The sequence below is a fragment of the Chlorogloeopsis sp. ULAP01 genome (assembly GCF_030381805.1).
GTDB lineage: Bacteria > Cyanobacteriota > Cyanobacteriia > Cyanobacteriales > Nostocaceae > Chlorogloeopsis.
Genome location: NZ_JAUDRH010000007.1, coordinates 49,570 through 71,652, shown reverse-complemented (window position 1 = coordinate 71,652; position 22,083 = coordinate 49,570). Strand labels below are relative to the sequence as shown.

The following is a 22,083-nucleotide window of genomic DNA, read 5'->3' as shown; positions in this document are numbered from 1 at the left end:
TTCACACCTTAAGGGTGCGACTACACATAAACGCGCTGTAAGGCGGCTACTAGCAGAAGCAAAACCACCTTGTGTCTGTTCACAGTGTACCATGCCTGCCAAAATAAGGCTTTAGCCTGTGGGCTTATCACCAAGCATATTAAATAGCTTTCTTTTATTACTTAAAACTTATGAAGTTCAAACATTTTGCAATTTTTAGTATCGCTACTCTTTTAATAGTAGGCTGTACAAAACAGGTAAGCTCTAATCAGACAAATCCTGAAACTACTCCAGCAGTTGTAACCGCACAAAGTACAACATCTGCTGCCAAGACTGGTGTATTTAAATCTGCGGAACAACCAACTCAGGGGATGATTAAATTTGTCACAGAAAAAGGACAGCGTTATCTAGAGTTTGATCAGAACTTTAAGACTAACCGAGGCCCTGACTTATTTGTTATTCTTTATCGAAATAGTACGGTGCCAGTATCTGGTATCAAAGAAAAAGATTACATGAGAATTGCTCGTTTGCAAAAAATAAGTGGCACTCAGCGCTATGCTATTCCTAGTAATGTGAAATTGGAGGAATTTAAATCAGTGGCGGTTTGGTGCCGTGCGTTTAATGCTACTTTTGGCTATGCACCTTATACCTTATAAATAGCTATAATTTTTTCTTGTGCATCGGCATAGTGGATAATTTTGTTAAGGCAATTAACTTGTGCCGATCGCATTACTAACCCTACCAAAGCAAATAGTGAATGAGATTATCAAAATTTGGAGCAAAATTAACGCCTTTTCGTTAAGATTACGCTTAACAATTGGGATTGCTGTAGTTTCAGCTTTAGGCATTGGTAGCATTGCTATCTGGGCTAGCTGGGAAATGCAGAAAATATTAATTAACAGTAATAAGCAAAATATAGAACACATAGCTGTAAGATTTCCGCGTGATGTGGAAATATATAGTGAAATGATGCCGCCAGAAATTGGTGTGCAAAAAGCAATTAATAATTTAACTTCTACAAATATCTTTTTGTGGGTAAAAAGCTCTGATCAGAAAATTTTGGCAACCTCAACAACTGCCGATAATTTTTCTCGCGCAAGACTAACTCAGTTAATGTCTCTAGCCGAGATGCCCCTTAATCCACAAATTCATCAAATTAACCAGCGCTACTTTATTTTGTGTGGCAACTCTTTACAAGTGCAGGCTAAGGATTTGGGGAAGTTATTTGTAGTGCAGGATATCACCAGCGAACAGATGATGTTTTTGGCGATAACGCGGAATATGAGGATTGCTAGTTTCTTGGTAATTGTAGTGATTTCAGGAGCGATCGCATTTTATGTTCAGCGTTCTTTGCATCCTCTACGCCAGCTTAGTCAGATGACAGCTGTGATTTCTGCCCAAGATTTACCACAAACACAACTGCATTTAGATCATGCGCCTAAGGAAGTTAAAGAATTAGCTCAAACTTTTAACATGATGCTATCTCGTCTTGCCCAATCTTGGGAGCAAGAGCGACAATTTGTGAGTAATGTTTCCCACGAGTTACGTACGCCGTTGACGATAGTACATGGCTACTTGCAAAGTGTTTTACGACGGCAGCATAATTTAACAGAAATGCAAAAAGAAGCCTTGGCAACTGCGGCATCGGAAACAGAACATACTATTCGCCTGCTACGGGATTTACTTGATTTGGCGCGAGCAGATAGCGGTTATCTGCATTTTCACATTCAGCCATGTATGCTGAATGACTTGGTAACAGAAATAGTAGGAATGGCAAAACAGTATAGTGAAAGAGTTATCAATATCGAAGCAAGCAATCTTATTCAAGTGAAAGCAGATCGCAACCGCCTCAAACAAGTACTATTGAATTTAATTGATAACGCTGTTAAGTATTCTGCACCTGGTACGCCCATTCTCATAAAGTTAAGTCAGGAAGGGCAAGAGGCAATAATTCAAGTCTGCGATCAAGGTGATGGTATTCCTTTGCAACATCAAGCGCGGATTTTTGAGAGATTTTATCGGGTAGATGAATCTCGCAATCATGCTACTGGTGGTACCGGTTTAGGCTTATCAATTGTCAAGACATTGGTAGAGGGTATGGGTGGGAGCGTATCAGTACGATCGCGCTTGGGTGAAGGCAGCATATTTACAGTGACTTTACAGCTTCTTTGACTTTGCGCTTCTTTAAGAAATTAGACATCAACGGTCGCTCAAAAACCAAATAAAATAGGTAGGCAAAGAGTAACGACATTACTACACCAAGTAGGTACGATGCCACTCCAAACACAGTAGGAGATAAATTTAGGCTCAAAAGCAAGCGACTTATAAGTGTGATGATTGGGCCGTGAATGAGATATAAACTATAGGAAAATGCCCCCAACGCGATCGCCAAAGGATGCTCAAATAGACGCAGAATTCGAGGTGGTTTTTTGCCTTCGGTTACTAACTTGGTAAAGTAAATAAATAGACAAGCGGTTGCGAAACCAAAAAAATACTCGCTAATCCATATATGTAAACCTAGTCGTCTCCACTCAGTTAAGAATGCAATTACTACAAATATAGTTGCTAGCTTACCCCACGGTAGAGAATTTCTTAAGGCAATCAGCCGGGGTTTTTGCGAAAATCCAATATCAGCTGCTGCCATTCCCATCACAAATATGCCCAGAAACCAAGGGCTAGCAGATTCAAAAAATCCATTTAAAACATACAATGGTGCTAATCCAATTAAAGAGGCGGTGATGAATAAGAAGAATAAGTTAAAACGCCGCCATAAAGGTAGCAATAATAGTGGAAATAAAAAGTATAAATGCCACTCGGTAGCAACAGTCCATAATGGTGGATTAATGGACATAAAGATATCAGGACTAAGATTGTGAATTAATAGTAGGTGATAGACAACATCAATCATAGAAAAATAAGGAGAAAAATGATATTCTCCACGCTGTAAATCCCAGCTAAAACTTGTAAATTTTTCTAGTGCTAATATACCAGCAGCTAAAATTATACAGAAAACAAGAGCAGCATAATAAGCAGGTAAAATTCGCTGCGATCGCCTTTTAATATAACCCAGAAAACCTCCAGAGATAGAATTACTTGGCGAACGAATTACCGACAGCATCAATCCATAACCAGAAAGTATAATAAAAACTACAACACTCACACGACCATATTTCATCGTTGCTTGAAAAATGTTCAACCATATCGGTAATGGCTCTCCCATTAATGGCTGAATATGAACAATTAACACATATAAAGCAGCCAGTCCACGTAAACCATCTAAGTAATACAGATGTGGTTTTTTGTCATTAGGCTTATGAACTATGTGAGTCATACAATTTATTTCCTATTTACTACTAACAGAAATTGAATTCATATAGATAAACTGGTCTTTCCCTTTCGATTTGTTCCCAGTATATCTGTGATTAATTGTTTTATTTTTGAACACGATTTAGTCTAATCACTTCTCAACTTATTTGAATATTGCCTTATTTGTTACTTTTAACTGTGCTAATTATCTAATCCATACTTTTGTTCTTTAAAAAATAAACAATAAAACTAAAGTAGGAGACTTTACGATTTAATTAGGTAGAAAACTAGAGAATTCATCTAACTTCATCAGCTAGAGCCGAAGGCTTTAGTTCTCATTACTAGGGTTAACTTGGTAACAAGGGCGGTGGGCTTGCCTAATGGCTGTTGGTAGAATATTGATGTGAATTTAAAAGCTATTATCTAATTTTGAGATTGACAAATATGCACTAGTAATTTGGTCTGCCTTGCTACATGACAATTGAAAAGGCTGCTTATTTCGATGTGCAGCGTTAGAAATCAAAATGATAAATTTAATTCAAATAGAGAGATTAACTACACTTAGATCTAAGTGTAATTTTTAAATTATTCACAGTTAATTAAATTAATTTAAGGCGGAGTTTCTCCAGCTTCCGCAATCACATTGAATTTAAACGACAATAAATAAATACTGCCTCGATGACTATAACGGGATACGTGTAGATAGTTTGTATATGCTGCTTTAATCATGAGGTATTAAATCATGTACTAATAATTTATCTGTTTTCCACAGCGCCATGATTTAGACGCAGCTATTGACTAAGTCTGATTTCTAATTTACAAAAATTTTTTATCTTGTGTATGAATATTATTTGATTTTTTGTAAAAATTGTATAAAGTCATTATTGAATTTACAATTAAGCAATACAATCCAGAATCCTTAGATAAAAATTATAGTAAATCATGTAGGTTAATATAATCAAAGACAAAATGTTAATTACTAAATAGCAGAACTAAACAGTCTTCTAACTTCTGCCCTCTGCCTTCTACAAAATCTTATGACTCTAATTCTGACTAATGATGATGGTATAGACGCCCCAGGCATTAGGGCGCTGATGAAAGCAATCAATAATCTCAGCACTAGCAACCAGGAACAAGTAACTAAGGGTTACCCAGTAATTATTGCTGCTCCCAAAGATCATTTATCAGGCTGTGCTCATCAAGTTACCACAACTAGTCCTATTTACGTCCACCGTCGCTCAGATTCTGAATATGCAATTGCAGGCACTCCCGCCGATTGCGTCAGAATCGCACTCACACATATTTGCGAGAATATTCAATTTGTAGTTTCAGGCATAAATGCGGGTGGCAACTTGGGAGTAGATGCTTACATCTCTGGTACTGTCGCCGCCGTGCGAGAAGCAGCTATGCATGGTATTCCGGGAATTGCAGTTTCTCACTATTGTAAGGGTAAGCTGAATGTAGATTGGGATGTGGCTGCACGGTGGACAACAAATATTTTAACTGACTTGCTTAACCGTCCTTTAGAACCAGGAACATTCTGGAATGTGAATTTACCCCATCTACTACCAGGAGAACCCGATCCAGAAGTCGTGTTTTGCCAGCCTTGTACCAAACCATTACCTGTTAATTACCGGATTGAGGGTGATGAATTTTATTACGTTGGCATTTATCAAGAGCGCGATCGCACTCCTGGCAGCGATGTTGATGTCTGTTTTGCAGGTAAAATTGCAGTCACTCAGTTAAGGGTTTAAATTAAGTAGCCTGGTTAGGCAATAGACTTCATGCGATCGCAAATGTGGACTGGGTTTGACCATACGAATATAAAATAGTCTTTGCCTTTTCATAAAAAACTGCTGTAGTTAAATAATATGGAGTTAATAGAAACATTTACTACTCCTCGGCTGACGGCTGAACGACTGCAATTGCAACATTTAAATGAACTTCATCGTATGCACCGAGATAAACAAGTTATGGCAACTTTAGGCGGTGTTCGCTCTGATGAAGAAACACGGCTTTTTATTTTAAATAACTTGTATCATTGGCAGCTTTATGGATTCGGATTATGGGTGTTTCGGAATAAAGTTAATAATCAGTTTGTTGGTCGTGCTGGGCTTCGCAATATCGATATAGAAGGGAAGAAAGAAGTAGAATTAGCTTATGCTTTAATAACTAAATTTTGGGGAAAAGGATTAGCTACAGAAATGGGTAAAGAAATCTTAAAAATTGGTTTTGAAGTGCTAAATTTACAGGAAGTTATTTGCTTGACTCTCACAACTAATCTAGCTTCCCAAAGAGTTATGGAAAAGTTAGGATTCCAATATAATTGTGAGATTATCCACGCAGATTTACCGCATTTATTGTACCGTTTAACAGTTTCATCTATTTTCTCTCACACTTATAACTAAAATTTCTGCGGGAACGAAGCTGCTTAAAATTTGATGTTTAATTAGTAGCCGCTTTCAATATTAATTATTGCATATCTTTGCTTCATGAAAAATCTTATATTAATTGCTGTATTTAAAACTATCAGACATCTAGTTTTTGCTCTAACAAAGTATATTCCCATTATTAAATCACTGTTTTGGCATTGTAATTCAGAATTTTCTTAACTCTCTACTATGCCTTCACAAGTTCCTCAAATTGTTTTCTTATAAATATAAGTGAAAGCGATTAACAATAAGTAAATACAGAGTCATCAAAGAGAGCCACAATGCGATTGGTTGTTGACTCAACGCCTTAAAAGCTTAGGTAAAAAAGTTTGGAGGCAAACTAATATGTTTCACAAAATACTAGTTGCATTAGATACATCTATCATCGGTAGGAGTGTTTTTGAAGAAGCATTAGCCTTAGCGAAGGCTGTACAAGCTAACCTGACGTTATTGCACGTACTGTCGTCAGAAGAAGAGGGAAGCCCAGATATTTCTTTACTATCTAGCCCTGAATACTACCTGGGGCTAGGAATGAGTACCGAAATTTTGGAAATGCAGCAAAAGCAGTGAGAAAAGTTCGCTAACCAAGGACTAGAGATGTTGCGATCGCTTGCAGAGGAAGCAACCAATAGTGGTGTCAGTACTGAATTTGATCAACAACCAGGTAGCCCTGGGCGCACCATCTGTGAATTTGCCCGTAATGGCAAATATGACTTAATTGTAATAGGGCATAGAGGTCGTTCTGATCTTCTTGAGTTATTTTTAGGTAGTGTCAGTAATTACGTCCTACACCATGCCTCTTGTTCAGTCTTGACTGTACGGCGCCCTGTTAATGCAAGTAAAACCGAAGCTACACAGTTAGGGAAAGTAGCGCCATCCATCTAAATCTTACTAATTTTCCAGACTATTGCAGATATGGTATTGGCAATTTGGTCAAAAGTTAAGTTTATTTTCCCTGAACCAAACAAACACCATAAAATCAAGAATTATACCAATCAATTCTTGTTAAAATATAATTAAAGGAAAGCTTGTTCATAACTACTGTAAACAAGCTTAGGTGGACGATACAAACATAATTTCAGAGGCGAAAGTTATGTTAAAGAATATATCTAGAAATCCACCCCAAAAATCTAGCTTACCTGTAGAACTCATTCCCGATCCCTGGGAAACTCCAAGTCTGACAGTTGAGACTAAATTTATTCCAGATACTTGGCAAATACCAACACAAAACCATCCTTTAGTTCCTCCTCTGGGAATTCCAGAAGCCAGAAGATTACCTCCAGCATTCAACAGTATCAAAGTGTTATTACAAGATGAGCTCAAATTAAAAGTCACTGGTGGCAAACTTAAAACCCAAATGGAGCAAGCTCTAGGATTATTGTGCTGGATGGAACATTAAGGGGAATAAGTATCTAACTTAACAAATGGTGTCACATTAAGCATGAGATGCAGGCGAAAAGCGAACTTTTATTGGGCAACCCAAGCAAATCAAAGATGCTGTCTTGGAGATTCAATGGGATTGCCCAAATATGTCTATAAATTGTGAATTTGGGTTAAAACACCTATCAATTTACTTGTGATACAAAGGCAGAGGCAGTTGCACGAGCATTTGCCATTCGCTTTACAAACAGACGAAATTAATGAGCTAAAAATCATCTCGCTTCACTAACTGCTCAAACTTGGTCATAGAATTCTTTTGATACAGTATTTCAGTTTTTGGGTAATTAAATCACCTCATATTGCATCGAGCTATTTTTAGTGCGAGTGTTAAGAAATATAACAAAAAATATAATTTTGAAGAAAATTGGCAGACCGCAAGTGATTACTCAATTAGCCAAATAATATCAGACTCCAATATCGGAATTTCCATGAGCAAGGCTTTGTCCCGCCAGCCCAGCAAAAAATATGTATTGAAATATTTACTTGGAAAAACCAACAAAGCGCTCAAACGGGAGCCATTGGAGTTTGTCCCTCACCTGTATCCGAAAAGTGCATAAATTGAACCATCGTTAATTTAAATGTGCCGACAAAGTTAATAAATAATGTGCAGGGCAAATAATTTGGTTAAAAGCAAGCATTTATCAACTTTGAATGTCTCAGGGTGACTGTTTCACTAGACACAAGTAAGATGACTAACTCCTTACATAATCTGAAAGTTTCCACTTTTGTAGACCTGCTACGCTACAGAACATTACACCAGCCAGATCAACTGGCTTTTACCTTTCTAGTGAATGGAGAAACAGAAGTAAGTAGCTTTACTTATCAAGAATTGGATCGAAAGGCAAGACAAATCGCTGCTTACCTGCAATCAATAGATGCCACTGGTGGTAGAGCATTGTTACTGTACTCTCCTGGTTTGGAGTTTGTCGCAGCGTTTTTTGGTTGTCTGTATGCGGGAGTTGTTGCTGTTCCAGCTTATCCACCCCGCGCTAACCAGTCTCTGTCGCGATTGCAAGCAATAGTGACAGACGCACAAGCAGCGATCGCACTCACAAATACCGACGTTTTATCAAATATCGAACGTAAAAGTATCGATTTTCCGGCTCTTAAGACTCTGCGCTGGATAGCAACTAACAACCTAGAAATTAGCTGGGAACAAAAATGGGAAAAACCAGTTATTACTAGTGACACACTGGCATTTCTTCAGTACACCTCTGGTTCTACAGGAATTCCCAAAGGAGTGATGCTCAGTCACACTCACTTGCTACATAACTCAGCTCAAATTCAGCAGTGTTTCGAGCATACACCCAACAGTAGGGGTGTAATCTGGTTGCCACCATACCATGATATGGGTTTGATTGGTGGAATTCTTCAGCCAGTTTACAGTGGTTTTCCGACAACACTGATGTCGCCAGTAGACTTTTTACAACGACCTGTACGCTGGTTGCAAGCAATTACTCGCTACAAAGCCACGACTAGTGGCGGCCCCAATTTTGCTTATGACCTATGCATTCGCAAGATTACTCCCGAAGAACGGCAGACTCTTGACCTCAGCAGCTGGAACGTAGCCTTTAATGGCGCTGAACCGATTCGTCGCGAAACTTTGGAACAGTTTGCTAGCACTTTTGCTGATTGTGGCTTTCACTATGAAGCATTTTACCCCTGCTATGGACTCGCTGAGGCTACTTTACTAGTTGCTGGTGGTAAAAAGGCAGCACCCCCGACAGTGAAAACATTTCAGGCTTCTAGTTTGGAACAAAACCAAGTTGTAGCAACCAGGGAAGATAATGGCAATGCCCGTACTTTGATTGGCTGTGGTCAAAGCCAGTTGCAACAAAAAATTATTGTCGTAGATCCTAAAACTTTAACTCCCTGTTTAGCTGATCAAGTCGGAGAAATTTGGGTGTCGGGTGCAAGTATTGCTGGTGGTTATTGGAACCGAACTGAAGAAACAAAGCGTACTTTTGCAGCGCAAATTAAAGATACAGGTGAGGATACATTTCTACGCACGGGAGACTTAGGATTTTTCCATGCAGGGGAAATGTTTATTACTGGTCGTCTCAAAGACTTAATTATTATTCGCGGTCGCAATCATTACCCCCAGGACATTGAAATCACAGTCGAAAAAAGCCATCCGACACTGCAATCTGCGGCAGGTGCGGCGTGTGCAATTGATGTTGCAGGCGAAGAACGGCTAGTGATTGTGCAAGAAGTGAAGCGGAGTTACCTGCGGCATTTGGATGTCAACGAAGTTATTGCAGCTATTCGGCAAGCGATCGCAGAAAATCATGAATTGCAAGTATATGGTGTGCTGCTACTCAAACCGGGAAGCATCCCCAAAACTTCCAGTGGCAAGATTCAGCGTCATGCCTGCTGTGCTGGCTTTTTGAATCAAAGTCTGGATGTGGTAGGTAGTAGTATTCTGGCAGATACCTATGAGATCAACAGCAAAGATAATCTGACTCAGGAAACTCTTTTGGCATTAGCAGCCAAAGACCGTCAGCCTCGCTTAGAGTTTTATCTTCAAGAATGCATAGCCCAAGTGCTGAAGATACCTCCTTCCCAGTTGGACTTACAGCAGCCGTTGACTAGTTTAGGTCTAGACTCGTTGATGGCTGTCGAACTGCAACACAGTATTGAAACTGATTTAGGCATAGTTTTGCCCATCTCCAGATTTCTGCAAGGTGATAGTATCGCTCAACTAGCGATCGCTATCCTGACTGAATTAACAGCACCCAGCTTTACCCAAGCAACTCCTCTCATCTCCACCGAGAAAGTTAATCTCCAACACCCTCTCTCCTATGGTCAACGGGCAATGTGGCTCCTGCACCAACTGGCACCCAAAAGTGCAGCTTACAATATTGTCAATGCTGTGCGCTTGCGAGGAGAACTGGACATTGACGCGTTGCAATATGCATTTGCAAAACTGGTAGAGCGTCATCCGGCTTTAAGGACTACCTTCACTATTGTTGACAGGGAACCTGTGCAAATAGTTCACGAACAGATGCAGATTGGCTTCCAACTCCAAGACATTTCTACCTGGAGCGAAGAATTTCTCAATCAACATCTACAGCAAACAGCTCGCCTTCCCTTTAACTTGGAGCAAGGGCCGCTCATGCGTGTACATCTGTTCGCACAGTCGGAGGTAGAACACATTCTCTTGCTGGCTGTACATCATATCGTCGTAGATTTCTGGTCTTTAGCAGTCCTCGCCCAGGAGCTAGGAATATTCTACCAAGCAAAAACAAATGGTATCTCCGTATCTCTAGCTAGACTGCCACTAGATTACACAGACTATACTCACGCTACAGCACAAATGCTAGCTAGTCCAAAAGGAGAGAAACTTTGGGCTTATTGGCAAAGACAACTAGCTGGTGATTTACCAATATTAAATTTATCTACAGACAAACCACGACCAGCAATTCAAACTGATCGAGGTGCAACAGTACCTTGGAAGTTAAATGCTGATCTAACCCAGAAACTTCAGACTTTGAGTCGCAGTCAAGGAGCGACTCTCTACATGACCTTGCTGGCTGCTTTTCAGGTACTTCTTTACCGCTATACAGGTCAAGAAGATATTTTGGTAGGCTCCCCCACAGCAGGACGAAGTCGCTCAGATTTGTCTGGATTGGTAGGTTACTTTGTTAATCCCGTGGTACTGCGAGGGAATCTTTCTGGAAATCCTAACTTCAAGGCATTTTTGGATCAAATGCGGCAAACTGTTCTTGATGCCTTTGAACACCAAGACTATCCCTTTGCCCTTTTGGTAGAACGACTACAAGCAGTCAGGGACTCCAGGCGATCGCCCATATTCCAAACTATGTTCGTTTTGGAAAAAGCCCATCTGCAAAATCAAGAAAGCTTGGCAGGCTTTGCTTTAGGCGAGACAGGGGCGCGGATGCATCTGGGTGAACTGGAAATGGAGTCTTTAGGATTGGAACAACGGGTAGCTCTGTTCGATTTAACACTGACAATGGCAGAAGTGAATGGAGAACTAGCAGCATCCTGGGAATACAATACAGACTTGTTTGCAGCCGAAACTATCTCCCGCATGGCAGGTCATTACCAAACCTTACTAGAAAGTATCGTTGCCAATCCAGCCCAGTGTATTTCAACTTTGCCGTTATTGACATCAACCGAAAGCCATCAGTTGTTAAGAGAGTGGAACCGCACTCAGACAGACTATCCCCAAAAATGCCTCCACGAGTTGTTTGCGGCTCAGGTGGAGCGTACCCCTCAGGCGATCGCGGTGATGTTTGAAAAGCAACAATTAACTTACCGCGAATTGGACAGTCGGGCTAATCAACTAGCCCATTACTTAAAGTCGCTAGGTGTAGACGCTGACACGCTGGTAGGAATCTGCATGAAGCGCTCTTTAGAGATGATAATTGGGGTGCTGGGTATTCTCAAAGCTGGCGGTGCCTATGTACCTCTCGATCCCAGCTATCCTCAAGCACGACTAGCCTTTATGCTGGAGGACAGTCAGACAACTATTTTGTTGACTCAACAAAAGCTTGTCACCAATCTGCCAGAACATACAGCCAAGGTGATTTACCTGGATACTGGCTGGGAAATTATTGCCCAAGAAAGTGCAGACTACCCAACTACAAATATTACCCCTGCTCACCTGGCATATGTCATCTACACTTCTGGTTCGACAGGGCAACCAAAAGGAGTGATGATTCCTCATCAGGGAATTGTGAATCGCTTGCTTTGGGGTATAGAGCATTATCAACTCACCTCATCTGACAGGATTTTACAGAAAACCTCCTTTAGTTTTGACGTTGCGGTTTGGGAAATTTTCGGGGCATTGCTGTCTGGGGCGCGTCTAGTCATCGCACGACCAGGTGGTCATCAGGAACCCAATTATCTGGTTCGGGTGATGGCACAAGAGCAAATTACACTTGTGGACTTTGTTCCTGCCATGCTGCAACTAGTTTTAGAAGAACCGGGCTTAGAAGCTTGTACCACACTGCGCTACGTTACCTGTGGCGGCGAAGCCTTACCCATGCAAGTGCGCGATCGCTTCTTTGCTCGTCTCAATGGTGTGGAACTCCACAACTGCTACGGCCCCACAGAAGTATCTATTGATGCTACAACCTGGAAAGTAGAACCGCACTCATCAGTAATTGCCATCGGTAAGGCGATCGCTAACCAGCAAGTGTATATCCTAGACAAGCATTTGCAACCAGTTCCGATTGGTGTACCGGGTGAATTATATGTTGGTGGTGCTGGCTTGGCGCGTGGTTATTTGAACAACCCAGATCTAACTGCTGAGAAATTTATACCCAATCCTTTTATATCTTGTAGAGAGGCAATTAATCGCGTCTCTAGAATTTACAAAACTGGTGACTTAGCTCGTTATTTAGCCAACGGTAACATCGAATTTCTTGGTCGCCTTGACGAACAAGTCAAAATTCGTGGCTTCCGTCTGGAACTTGGAGAAATTGAAACTCTGTTGCGTCGCCATCCAAGTATTGCGGAAGCTGCTGTATGTGTACGCAATCACCTAAGTGATAAATTATCCGCCCAGTATTTAGTCGTCTATGTAGTACATAAACTAGGTGCAATTAATCTGCACCAAAATGAAAGCCTGCGCATATATTTGTCTCGTTATTTGCCAGACTATATGCTTCCCAGTGCTTTCGTCACCATGCCGCAACTACCACGGTCACCAAATGGTAAATTAGACTACAGCGCACTGCCGACACCGGATGCTACCAGCCTTGAGCAAAGTGAAAGTTTTGTTCCCCCCCGTACTGCACTTGAAGAAATATTAGCTGCGATTTGGTGCGGAATTCTTCCAGTTGAACGTGTAGGTATTTACAATACTTTCTTTGAGTTGGGAGGAAACTCTTTATTAGCTATTCAAATCATCTCCCGACTAAGAGACATTTTCCGGGTAGAACTACCCCTGCAAAGCCTTTTTGAAGCAAATACCGTAGCGAAGCTGGCACAACTTTTAATTGCTCAGGAAACAAAGCCAGGACAGATGGAAAAAATTGCTCAGGTTTTCCAGAAAATCAATGCTATGTCAGCCAATGATGTAAGAGCAAGGCTTCAGCAAAAGAAACAGGAAACAGGCAACACATGAAAGACTTTCAAAACTTCTCAGAGCAAAATCCGTCATTAAAAGACAAACTAGAACTTCTCGCCTACTTTTTAGAAGAGGAGGGGGTTGAACTAGACAAAACACAAACAATTTCCCCACGAGAAAACTCAGATACAGCGCTTCTTTCATTTGCTCAACAAAGACTGTGGTTTCTCCAGCAATTACAGCCCCAAAGTTCGGCATACAACATTCCAGCTGCTATCCGTCTCAATGGTCAGTTGAATGTGGCGGCACTAGAGCATAGCATCCACGAAATCGTGCGGCGTCATGAAGTCTTGCGAACTACATTTATGATCGTAGACCAGCAACCAGTGCAAGTGGTTCACTCGGCTCTTACTTTAGTGTTGCCGACGATAGATCTCCAGGATTTACCTGAAAGCGAGCGAGAAACAAAAACTTTGCAATTGGCGACTGAAGAAGCCCAAAAACCTTTTGATTTGACACAGGGGCCGCTGTTGCGTGCTAAACTTTTGTGCGTATCGCCACAGGAACATATACTTCTGTTGACAATGCATCATATTGTCTCCGATGGCTGGTCTCTAGGAGTGTTGCTGCGGGAGTTAGCAGCGCTTTATGATGCTTTTTCTCACCACAAGTCTGTACCACTTCCTCCACTCTCCATTCAATATGCAGACTTTGCTGTTTGGCAGCGAGATTGGTTGCAAGGCGAGGTATTATCAGAGCTACTTGCCTACTGGAAGCAACAGCTGAGTGGAAATCTCCCTGTACTCCAGTTGCCCACTGACCGATCGCGGGCTGCGATTCAGACTTTTCGCGGAGCAAGGCAGGGGTTTGTGCTGCCAAAGCCTCTTTCTGAGCAAATCAAGCATCTCTGCCAGCAAGAAGGGGTCACCTTATTTATGACTCTACTGGCAGCTTTCAAAATCTTGCTTTACCGTTATACAGGGCAGGAAGACATTCTTGTCGGTTCTCCGGTTGCTAACCGTAACCATGCGGAAATTGAAAATTTAATTGGCTTGTTTATCAATACATTAGTATTGCGTACAGATTTGGCAGGGAACCCTACCTTTAGAGAACTGCTTTGTCGGGTGCGCCAGATGGTTTTAGAAGCCCACAATCATCAGGATCTACCCTTTGAGAAACTGGTGGAAACTTTGCAACCAGAGCGGAACACCAGCTATACACCTCTATTTCAGGTAATGTTCGCCCTTCAGAATACTCCTATGCCTGCCCTGGATTTTTCTGGTTTGAAATTAAGTCCATTAGAAATTGACAGTGGAACAGCGAAGTTTGACTTGACACTCGATATTTCCGAGACAGCCAACGGCATAGAAGGTTGCTGGGAATACAATACAGACTTATTTGATGCCAGCACTATTGGACGAATGACAGGGCATTTTCAAACTTTATTGGCAGGAATGGTTGCTTGCCCAAACCAGCGTTTATCAGATTTGCCTTTGCTGACATTAGCCGAACAGCATCAAATTTTGGTGGAGTGGAATCATACCCACAAAGAATATCCTCGACAAAAGTGTATCCATCAATTATTTGAAGCACAAGTAGAGCGAACTCCTGATGCCATTGCCATGGTTTGCAAAGACGAGCAAATTACCTACCGAGATTTGAATAAACGCGCCAATCAACTAGCCCATTACCTGGAGAAAGTAGGTGTTCAACCAGAGGTACGGGTAGGTATATGTGTTGAGCGATCGCTTCAGATGATTATAGGTCTATTAGGTATTCTCAAAGCTGGCGGTGCTTATATTCCCCTTGATCCTAGCTATCCCCAAGAACGCTTGGCATTCATGTTGCAAGATGCCCAAGCCCCAATACTGCTTACCCAAACACAAATACTTGCCAAATTTCCCCAGCATTCGGCACAAGTCGTCTATCTAGATACTGACTGGAAAACTATCCATCAAGAAAGTGAGGATAACCCCAATACTCAAGTGCTATCTTCACACAATGCCTACGTACTTTACACTTCCGGCTCTACAGGTAAACCCAAAGCTGTTGTAATTGAACATCACAGTACGGTAGCCTTTCTAGATTGGGCAAGACAGGTATTTACTGACAAGGATCTAGCTGGGGTTTTAGCAGCAACTTCCATCTGCTTTGATTTGTCTATCTTTGAGTTATTTGCACCTCTTTGCTGGGGAGGTAAAGCAATTCTGGCAAACAACGTTTTACATCTTCCAAATTTACCTGCCAAGGAAGAAGTCACTCTAATTAATACAGTTCCTTCTGCAATAGCTGAATTACTAAGATTAAATGCCATACCTACTTCTGTACGCACTATAAATTTAGCGGGTGAACCTCTTGCGAAAAAGCTTGTACAGCTGCTGTATAAACATAGTAGTGTACAACAGATCTTCAATCTTTATGGGCCTTCGGAAGACACGACCTATTCTACATTTGCTTTGGTGAAACCAGAGGATAGTGTAGTATCCATCGGTCGTCCCATTACCAATACCCAAGTTTATGTTTTAGACCGTGATCTCAAACCCGTACCCATTGGAATTCCAGGTGAATTATATATCAGTGGTGAGGGATTAGCCCGTGGCTACCTTAACCGTTCCGAGTTAACTGCACAAAAGTTCATTCGTAACCCGTTTAGTAGCGAGCTAGAGTCACGTCTTTATAAAACTGGCGATCTAGTACGCTATTTACCTGATGGAAATCTTGAATATATTGGGCGACTAGACCATCAGGTAAAAATTCGTGGCTTCCGCATCGAGTTAGGTGAAATTGAGATTGTGCTGAGTCAACACCCAGCTGTGCAAGAGACTATAGTTGTTGCCAGAGAAGATATTCCTGGAAATAAGCGGTTAGTAGCCTACCTTGTCCTGCATCAGCAGCCAACACCAACAATTAGTGATTTGCGCCGCTTCCTGAAACAGAAGCTACCAGAATACATGGTACCTTCTTCCTTTGTGATGCTAGACACTTTACCGCTGACGCCTAATGGCAAGGTAGATCGTCGCGCCCTACCAGCACCTGAGATGGCTGTTCCCGAACGAGAACTCACTTTTGTAACCCCTCGAAATCCGATTGAGGAGATGTTAGCAGGTATCTGGACCAATATTTTGGGTATTGAGAAAGTTGGCATTCACGACAACTTCTTTGAACTAGGCGGACATTCCTTACTAGCAACGCAACTCATCTCACAAGTGCAGACAAACTTAAAAGTGGAATTGCCATTGCGTAGCTTGTTTAAAGCTCCCACAGTTGCCGGACTGGCTGAGTGTATTCAGACGGTGCGCAGAAGCGGGCAATCTACAGTAGACCTCCCGTTATTACCCATGGCACTTGATAAAGACATCCCTATGTCTTTTGCTCAAGCTAGACTTTGGTTTCTTGAACAGTTGCAACCTGGTAACTCTCTTTATAACATTGCTGCTGCCATTCACATCCAGGGACGTCTAAATGTAGTAGCCCTCAAGCAGAGCTTTGACGAAATCCTTAGGCGTCACGAAGCTCTAAGAACCAACTTTACTGTTGTAGATGGGCAACTGATTCAGGTGATTACCCAGAACTTGAGCCAGACACTGCCAATAGTAGATCTCCAAAAATTACCTGAGCCTGAGCGGGAGATCCAAGTTCAGCAACTCGCTATTAAGGAAGCACAGCAGCCCTTTGCTCTAGAGCGAGACCCATTGTTGCGAACTACCTTGCTGTGGTTGGACGATGAGGAGTATGTGTTGCTCTTGACAATGCACCACATCGTCAGCGATGGTTGGTCTATAGGGGTTTTGTTTCAAGAAATAGCAGTACTCTACGAAGCCTTCTGTACTGGCAAGCCTTCGCCCCTTCCTGAACCCTCAATTCAGTATGCAGACTTTGCTGTTTGGCAGCGACAGTGGCTACAAGGTGAAGTTCTAGAAGCTCTACTTTTCTATTGGAAACAGCACCTTAGTGGCAGCCTTCCTGTACTGGAATTGCCCACCGACCGACCTCGACCAGCAGTACCAACCTTTCAAGGCTCAATACAATCGTTGGTGCTACCTAAGCTGCTAACGGAGAAACTCAAGCTTCTCAGCCACAAAGAAGGGGTGACTTTGTTCATAACACTGTTGACAGTGTTTAAGATATTGCTCTACCACTACACCGGGCTGGATGACATTCTGGTGGGATCGCCAATCGCCAACCGCAACCGAACCGAGATTGAAGGACTGATTGGCTTCTTTACTAACACGCTGGTACTTCGCACCGACCTATCAGGCAATCCCAGTTTTCGGGAGCTACTGAGTCGGGTACGTGAGGTAACCCTGGGAGCTTATGACCACCAAGATTTGCCTTTGGAGAAGCTGGAGGAGGAATTGCAACCAGAGCGGTATATAAAACGTGTACCACTGTTTCAGGTAATGTTCGTCTTTCAGAATACTCCTAAACCTTTCCTAGAGTTTTCAGGGTTAACCTTGAAACAAATCGAAGTCGATAGCGGGATAGTTAAGCGTGATTTAACGCTCGATTTATCAGAAGAACCAGAGGGGCTGAATGGCAGTTTTGAATACAATTCTGACCTCTTCAATCCCGCTACCATCGCCCGGATGGCGAGATATTTTCAGACCTTGCTGAAAAATATTGTTACTAATCCCGATCTGCACCTGTCGGAATTGTCAATGGCGATCGCTTCCCGTTGCGATTGACTATTCCAAAATCTTCAAGCCCTCGGATTTATCCGTAGGGTCAATCCAAAATCGGATGACACAAATTGAGAAAAGGAAGGCTATAAATATGCTTCTTGAACAGGTTTATGAAAACGCACCAACCGTAAAAAGCGGTACTCATTACACAACTATTAATGAGTTCACCGATCAACAGCCTGCATTGCGACCCGATGTACTGATCGAAGCACGAAACAGGTTATGTAAAATCGGCGAATTCGTTGCCAATAAAATACTCGTTGAGGAAGATAAAGGGGCGATTCTCGGTGCTGCTATTTGCTTAGAAAAAAAGCTGCCGCTTGCTGTAGCTAGATGGTACAACTATGATTTAATCAATTCTTTAGTAGTACCAATTAAATCCGAGTATTTCACCGGAAATCTATACATGAACGGTATTTCCCCCGGTGATCGAGTAGTTATAGTTGATGACACCATCAGCACTGGAGGCACACTTGCTGCACTCATAGAAGCAGTCAACAAAGCTGGTGCGAAAGTTGTTGAAATACTCGTTGCAGTGGAAAAGGTCGACTATGGCGGAGTTAAAAAAATACAAGCAAAGTATAACCTGCCAGTAAAATCACTAATTCAAATTTCCATAGATCCACTCACGCATCGCACGAAAGTTCTGACAAACAAGATTACCCATCTACAAACCGCACAATGAACTCGAAAGTATCACATTCAGTTTTAGATGCCATCGGCAATACCAATCTCTATCAAATCAAACATATTGCCGAACCTGGTTCAGCTAACATCTTCGCAAAATGCGAATTTAAAAATCCCACTGGTAGTCATAAAGACCGAGTTTTCAACTATATCATCAATGAGTTAGAGGCTTGTGGTGTAATCAAGCCAGGAATGACGCTTGTGGACTGTTCGACCGGAAATGGTGGTGCTGCGCTTGCTCAAATTGGCAGCCTCAAGGGTTATAAAGTGGTTATCTTTATGCCAGCAGGCATGACGATAGAGCGCAAAACTCAAATTCAATCCTTTGGGGCCGAAATTATCGAAACGCCCAGTAACGCTTTCTTAGAATATGCCGAACAAAAAGCACACGAGTATGTCCGCGAACATCCAAACAGTTACTTTTTAGACCAATCAAGCAACCAATTGAATTGGCGGGCATGGTGTCAATGTGGTGTTGAGATAGTCGAGTATTTTCGCGCCTTAGATCAGAAAGTCGATTTATTTGTGTGTAGCATTGGCACAGGCGGTACCTTTTCTGGAATTGCCGAGCAACTAAAAGCCGCATTTCCAAACATGAAAACTGTTGCTGTCGAGGTTGAGCAATCAGCACCACTCTACGCGAAGCTTCATCGTCAAGAATTCGTACATTCTCCCCACAATCTGATGGGTCTCGGCCCAGGGAAAATAGCCAAAAATCTTCGAGAGGATCTTGTTGATGATGTTGAAATGGTTTCGGGGGATGACAGTTGGAACATGATGAAAAAGCTGATCCGGGAAGAGAAACTCTTTGTCGGGCCAACAGCTGGAAGTAATATGTTTGTCACACAGAAGTACGCCCGAACTCTTGGATTAGATAAGAATATTGTCACCGTCTTATTTGACTCGGCATGGAAGTACTTCAGTATTTGGGATGGCAAGTATACCGAATATGAATCCCATAGGACAATAGTTTAGTTATAGCCTGGGCGGATTGAACTTTGCAGATGCAACGCCTGTCTACATCGATATGACATTGTGCGATCGCTTGCGTCAGCTATGCCTAGTTGCTCGTTGATTGACGTTAGGTGTCACTGAAAACTTAATCCTGCACCAAAGGCAAGTTCAAAGGCGCATTCAGCCTCTTTGACAAGGCGGTGCGTTAGCTTCCGAGTGATTATTTTCAATTTCAAAAGGCTCCATGAAAGATAATTGCGGAATATTTGCTGCTTACGATCTTACTGGCTTGCACAATGTGATATCGAACGTTATCGACGGGCTTTCCGCCCTCCAACATCGTGGGCAACTGAGCGCTGGTATCACATACCACAATCCATACCAAGGGCGACCTTTACAGACTTTCAAAGCCAATGGCTTAGTAAAAGATGTGTTTAAGGGGGTTGCCAAGGAACAGTTTACTCTCTCTGATGTTTTTTCTGGAACGGCGGTCATTGGTCATGTACGTTATGCAACCTGTGGAACGGATGAGCCTGAATTAGCTCAACCCTTTGAGTGGCAAGCTCAAAATCCTTCTCACTGCTTCGCTTTTTGTTTTGCTGGTAATGTTACTAATTATGCGGAGGTTACAGAACTGATAGAGCGGGCTGGTTTCCACTTGCAATATGAGAGCGATGCTGAGGCGCTCACTTTCTATCTCGGCATACTGCGGGAAAATCAGCTAATGCTGGACATATGCGATCTATTTCGGCAAATGCAAAGGACTGTTGATGGGGCATTCAACTGTGCTTATCTAGATGCTGAAGGCAATCTTTCAGTGTATCGCGATCGGCACGGCTTTCGTCCCCTCCATTACATAATCACTGACGATGGTTTTGTGTTCTTCGCCAGTGAAACCAATGCATTATTGCGATACGGGAAAAACATCAAAGTGGTTAAACCAGGAGAACTGATCTGCGTTCATAAGAATCTGAAACAGGTCAAGTCTACACAACTGTTTACTCCTCAACGAAGTCATTGCTTCTTTGAATTTGTATACTTTTCTCATCTTGCTTCGACTTTCGAGGATATACCGATTTATCAGGCACGGGAGAAACTTGGAGAAAACCTTGCTGTAGGAGAAAGCGAAGAAATTGACGGCAATTGTGTTGTCATTTCTGTTCCAGAGTCGGCATCAATTATAGGTAGATCCTATGCCAATGCCCTTGGACTGCCTCACAAGGATGGAATTATTAGTAGTCGATACAGTGGACGAACCTTTATTGAACGCGAACGTTCAAAAAAAGCTTACGAAAAATATTCATTCGTCTCTCACGTCATCGACAACAAGCGCGTATTCATCGTAGATGATAGTCTAGTTCGCGCAACTACCCTCCGAGCGATTCTGGAACTTATGCAAAAGCAGTGTACTCCAAAAGAAATTCATTTGAGGATAGCATCTCCGCCAATCTTGTCCCCTTGTTTTTACGGTATTGATATTCCAAACCAAAAAGAACTTTTTGCACCTACATTTGCTGCGCAATTAAACGCAGGTATGCTGCCAACATCAACCTTGAATCAAATGGCAGAAATATTGAATGTTCAGTCCCTGCGTTTTCTTTCTCTTGAAGGGCTGATTGATGCGATCGACATTAAAATTGAGGATACCTGTCTAGCGTGTATCAACTCTCAATATCCGACGCCAGGTGGTGTCAGGTTATTCAATCAGATGCAGCGATCGCAAAAATATAGGTTTGAAGTTTCTACTATTCCTATTTAAGGTTGTGATAATCACATGAGAACCAGTTATCATATATCAACATCTGAACAAGTTGCAACAAATCTTCGAGCGGTCAGAGCCAAGGTTTCCCAGGCAGCACAGGCTGTAAATCGAGCATCAGGATCAGTGTCTTTAATTGCAGTCAGTAAAACCCACGGTTGCGATACGGTACGAGCAGTACTTGATGAGGGGCAAACAATCTTTGGCGAGAGCAGGGTACAAGAGGCTACCAGTAAATGGTCAGAATTGAGGGTTGAGTATCCCGACATCGAACTACATCTAATTGGCCCGTTGCAGACTAACAAAGCAAGAAAAGCTGTAGCTCTTTTCGATGTGATTCAAACTCTGGATAGCCTAAAACTTGCTGAATCTTTAAGCAAAGAAATGAAACGGCTAGGACGCTTCCCAAAATGCCTTGTTCAAGTTAACACTGGCGAAGAACTCCAAAAAGCCGGAGTAACTCCTTGGGAAGCAAATCAGTTCATTGATACTTGCATCAAAGATTTTCAACTTCCTATTTTTGGTGTGATGTGTATTCCACCAGCCGATCTTGATCCAGCACCGCATTTTAACTTGCTCAGAGAAATTGCCGAACGATACCAATTGCCTGCGATCAGTATGGGAATGAGCAGAGATTACGAGTTGGCAATCCGTTGTGGTGCTACTCACGTTCGGGTTGGAACTGCAATTTTCGGTCATCGAGTTACGTGACAGTATTGTGATAATAGGAGATAGGTAACAGGGGACAGGGTTAAAAGACTTTTGGTGTCTAAGTTTTATAATTTGTTGATGTCTTAAACACTTTGG

Annotated in this window: 12 protein-coding genes and 1 pseudogene; 12 read left to right on the top strand and 1 reads right to left on the bottom strand. The window is 42.1% G+C overall.

All coding sequences use genetic code 11. From position 1 onward, the window contains the following. Positions 1–170: 170 nt before the first annotated feature. Both QUB80_RS15120 and QUB80_RS15115 read left to right on the top strand, forming a co-directional pair. Positions 171–635, top strand: coding sequence for a DM13 domain-containing protein (locus tag QUB80_RS15120; RefSeq protein WP_289790337.1), 465 nt, complete (start codon positions 171–173; stop codon positions 633–635). 97 nt (positions 636–732) lie between these two features. After that, positions 733–2,151 (top strand): sensor histidine kinase, encoded by a 1,419-nt coding sequence (locus tag QUB80_RS15115; protein ID WP_289790654.1) that lies wholly within the window; start codon positions 733–735, stop codon positions 2,149–2,151. On the opposite strand, the gene QUB80_RS15110 is transcribed toward QUB80_RS15115, so the two are convergent. Next, a complete protein-coding gene (locus QUB80_RS15110; RefSeq protein ID WP_289790336.1) occupies positions 2,126–3,310 on the bottom strand; it encodes an acyltransferase family protein in 1,185 nt (394 codons plus the stop codon). The genes QUB80_RS15115 and QUB80_RS15110 overlap by 26 nt on opposite strands. Positions 3,311–4,322: 1,012 nt before the next feature. Here QUB80_RS15110 and surE point away from each other — a divergent pair. The 10 genes and pseudogenes from surE to QUB80_RS15060 all read left to right on the top strand — a co-directional run bounded on the left by surE (position 4,323) and on the right by QUB80_RS15060 (position 21,987). Continuing rightward, a complete protein-coding gene (gene surE, locus QUB80_RS15105) occupies positions 4,323–5,039 on the top strand; it encodes a 5'/3'-nucleotidase SurE (protein ID WP_289790335.1) in 717 nt (238 codons plus the stop codon). 117 nt (positions 5,040–5,156) lie between these two features. Next, a complete protein-coding gene (locus QUB80_RS15100; protein WP_289790334.1) occupies positions 5,157–5,693 on the top strand; it encodes a GNAT family N-acetyltransferase in 537 nt (178 codons plus the stop codon). A gap of 369 nt (positions 5,694–6,062) precedes the next feature. Further along, positions 6,063–6,602, top strand: a pseudogene (locus tag QUB80_RS15095) (universal stress protein). A gap of 208 nt (positions 6,603–6,810) precedes the next feature. Next, positions 6,811–7,116, top strand: coding sequence for a hypothetical protein (locus QUB80_RS15090; protein ID WP_289790333.1), 306 nt, complete (start codon positions 6,811–6,813; stop codon positions 7,114–7,116). A gap of 729 nt (positions 7,117–7,845) precedes the next feature. Beyond that, positions 7,846–13,251 (top strand): non-ribosomal peptide synthetase, encoded by a 5,406-nt coding sequence (locus tag QUB80_RS15085; RefSeq protein ID WP_289790332.1) that lies wholly within the window; start codon positions 7,846–7,848, stop codon positions 13,249–13,251. Further along, the gene (locus QUB80_RS15080) at positions 13,248–17,879 is read left to right on the top strand and encodes a non-ribosomal peptide synthetase (protein ID WP_289790331.1); all 4,632 of its coding nucleotides are present in this window, start codon (positions 13,248–13,250) and stop codon (positions 17,877–17,879) included. The genes QUB80_RS15085 and QUB80_RS15080 overlap by 4 nt, the downstream gene beginning before the upstream one ends. A gap of 88 nt (positions 17,880–17,967) precedes the next feature. Beyond that, positions 17,968–18,561 carry a phosphoribosyltransferase family protein gene (locus QUB80_RS15075; RefSeq protein WP_289790330.1) on the top strand — a complete coding sequence of 198 codons (594 nt, stop codon included), beginning with the start codon at positions 17,968–17,970 and terminating at the stop codon, positions 18,559–18,561. Next, positions 18,558–19,538 carry a PLP-dependent cysteine synthase family protein gene (locus QUB80_RS15070; protein WP_289790329.1) on the top strand — a complete coding sequence of 327 codons (981 nt, stop codon included), beginning with the start codon at positions 18,558–18,560 and terminating at the stop codon, positions 19,536–19,538. Before QUB80_RS15075 ends, QUB80_RS15070 begins: the two co-directional genes overlap by 4 nt. A gap of 223 nt (positions 19,539–19,761) precedes the next feature. Continuing rightward, on the top strand, positions 19,762–21,276 hold the full coding sequence (locus QUB80_RS15065; protein ID WP_289790328.1) for an amidophosphoribosyltransferase: 1,515 nt from the start codon (positions 19,762–19,764) through the stop codon (positions 21,274–21,276). A gap of 15 nt (positions 21,277–21,291) precedes the next feature. After that, positions 21,292–21,987, top strand: coding sequence for a YggS family pyridoxal phosphate-dependent enzyme (locus QUB80_RS15060; RefSeq protein WP_289790327.1), 696 nt, complete (start codon positions 21,292–21,294; stop codon positions 21,985–21,987). Positions 21,988–22,083: the final 96 nt, after the last annotated feature.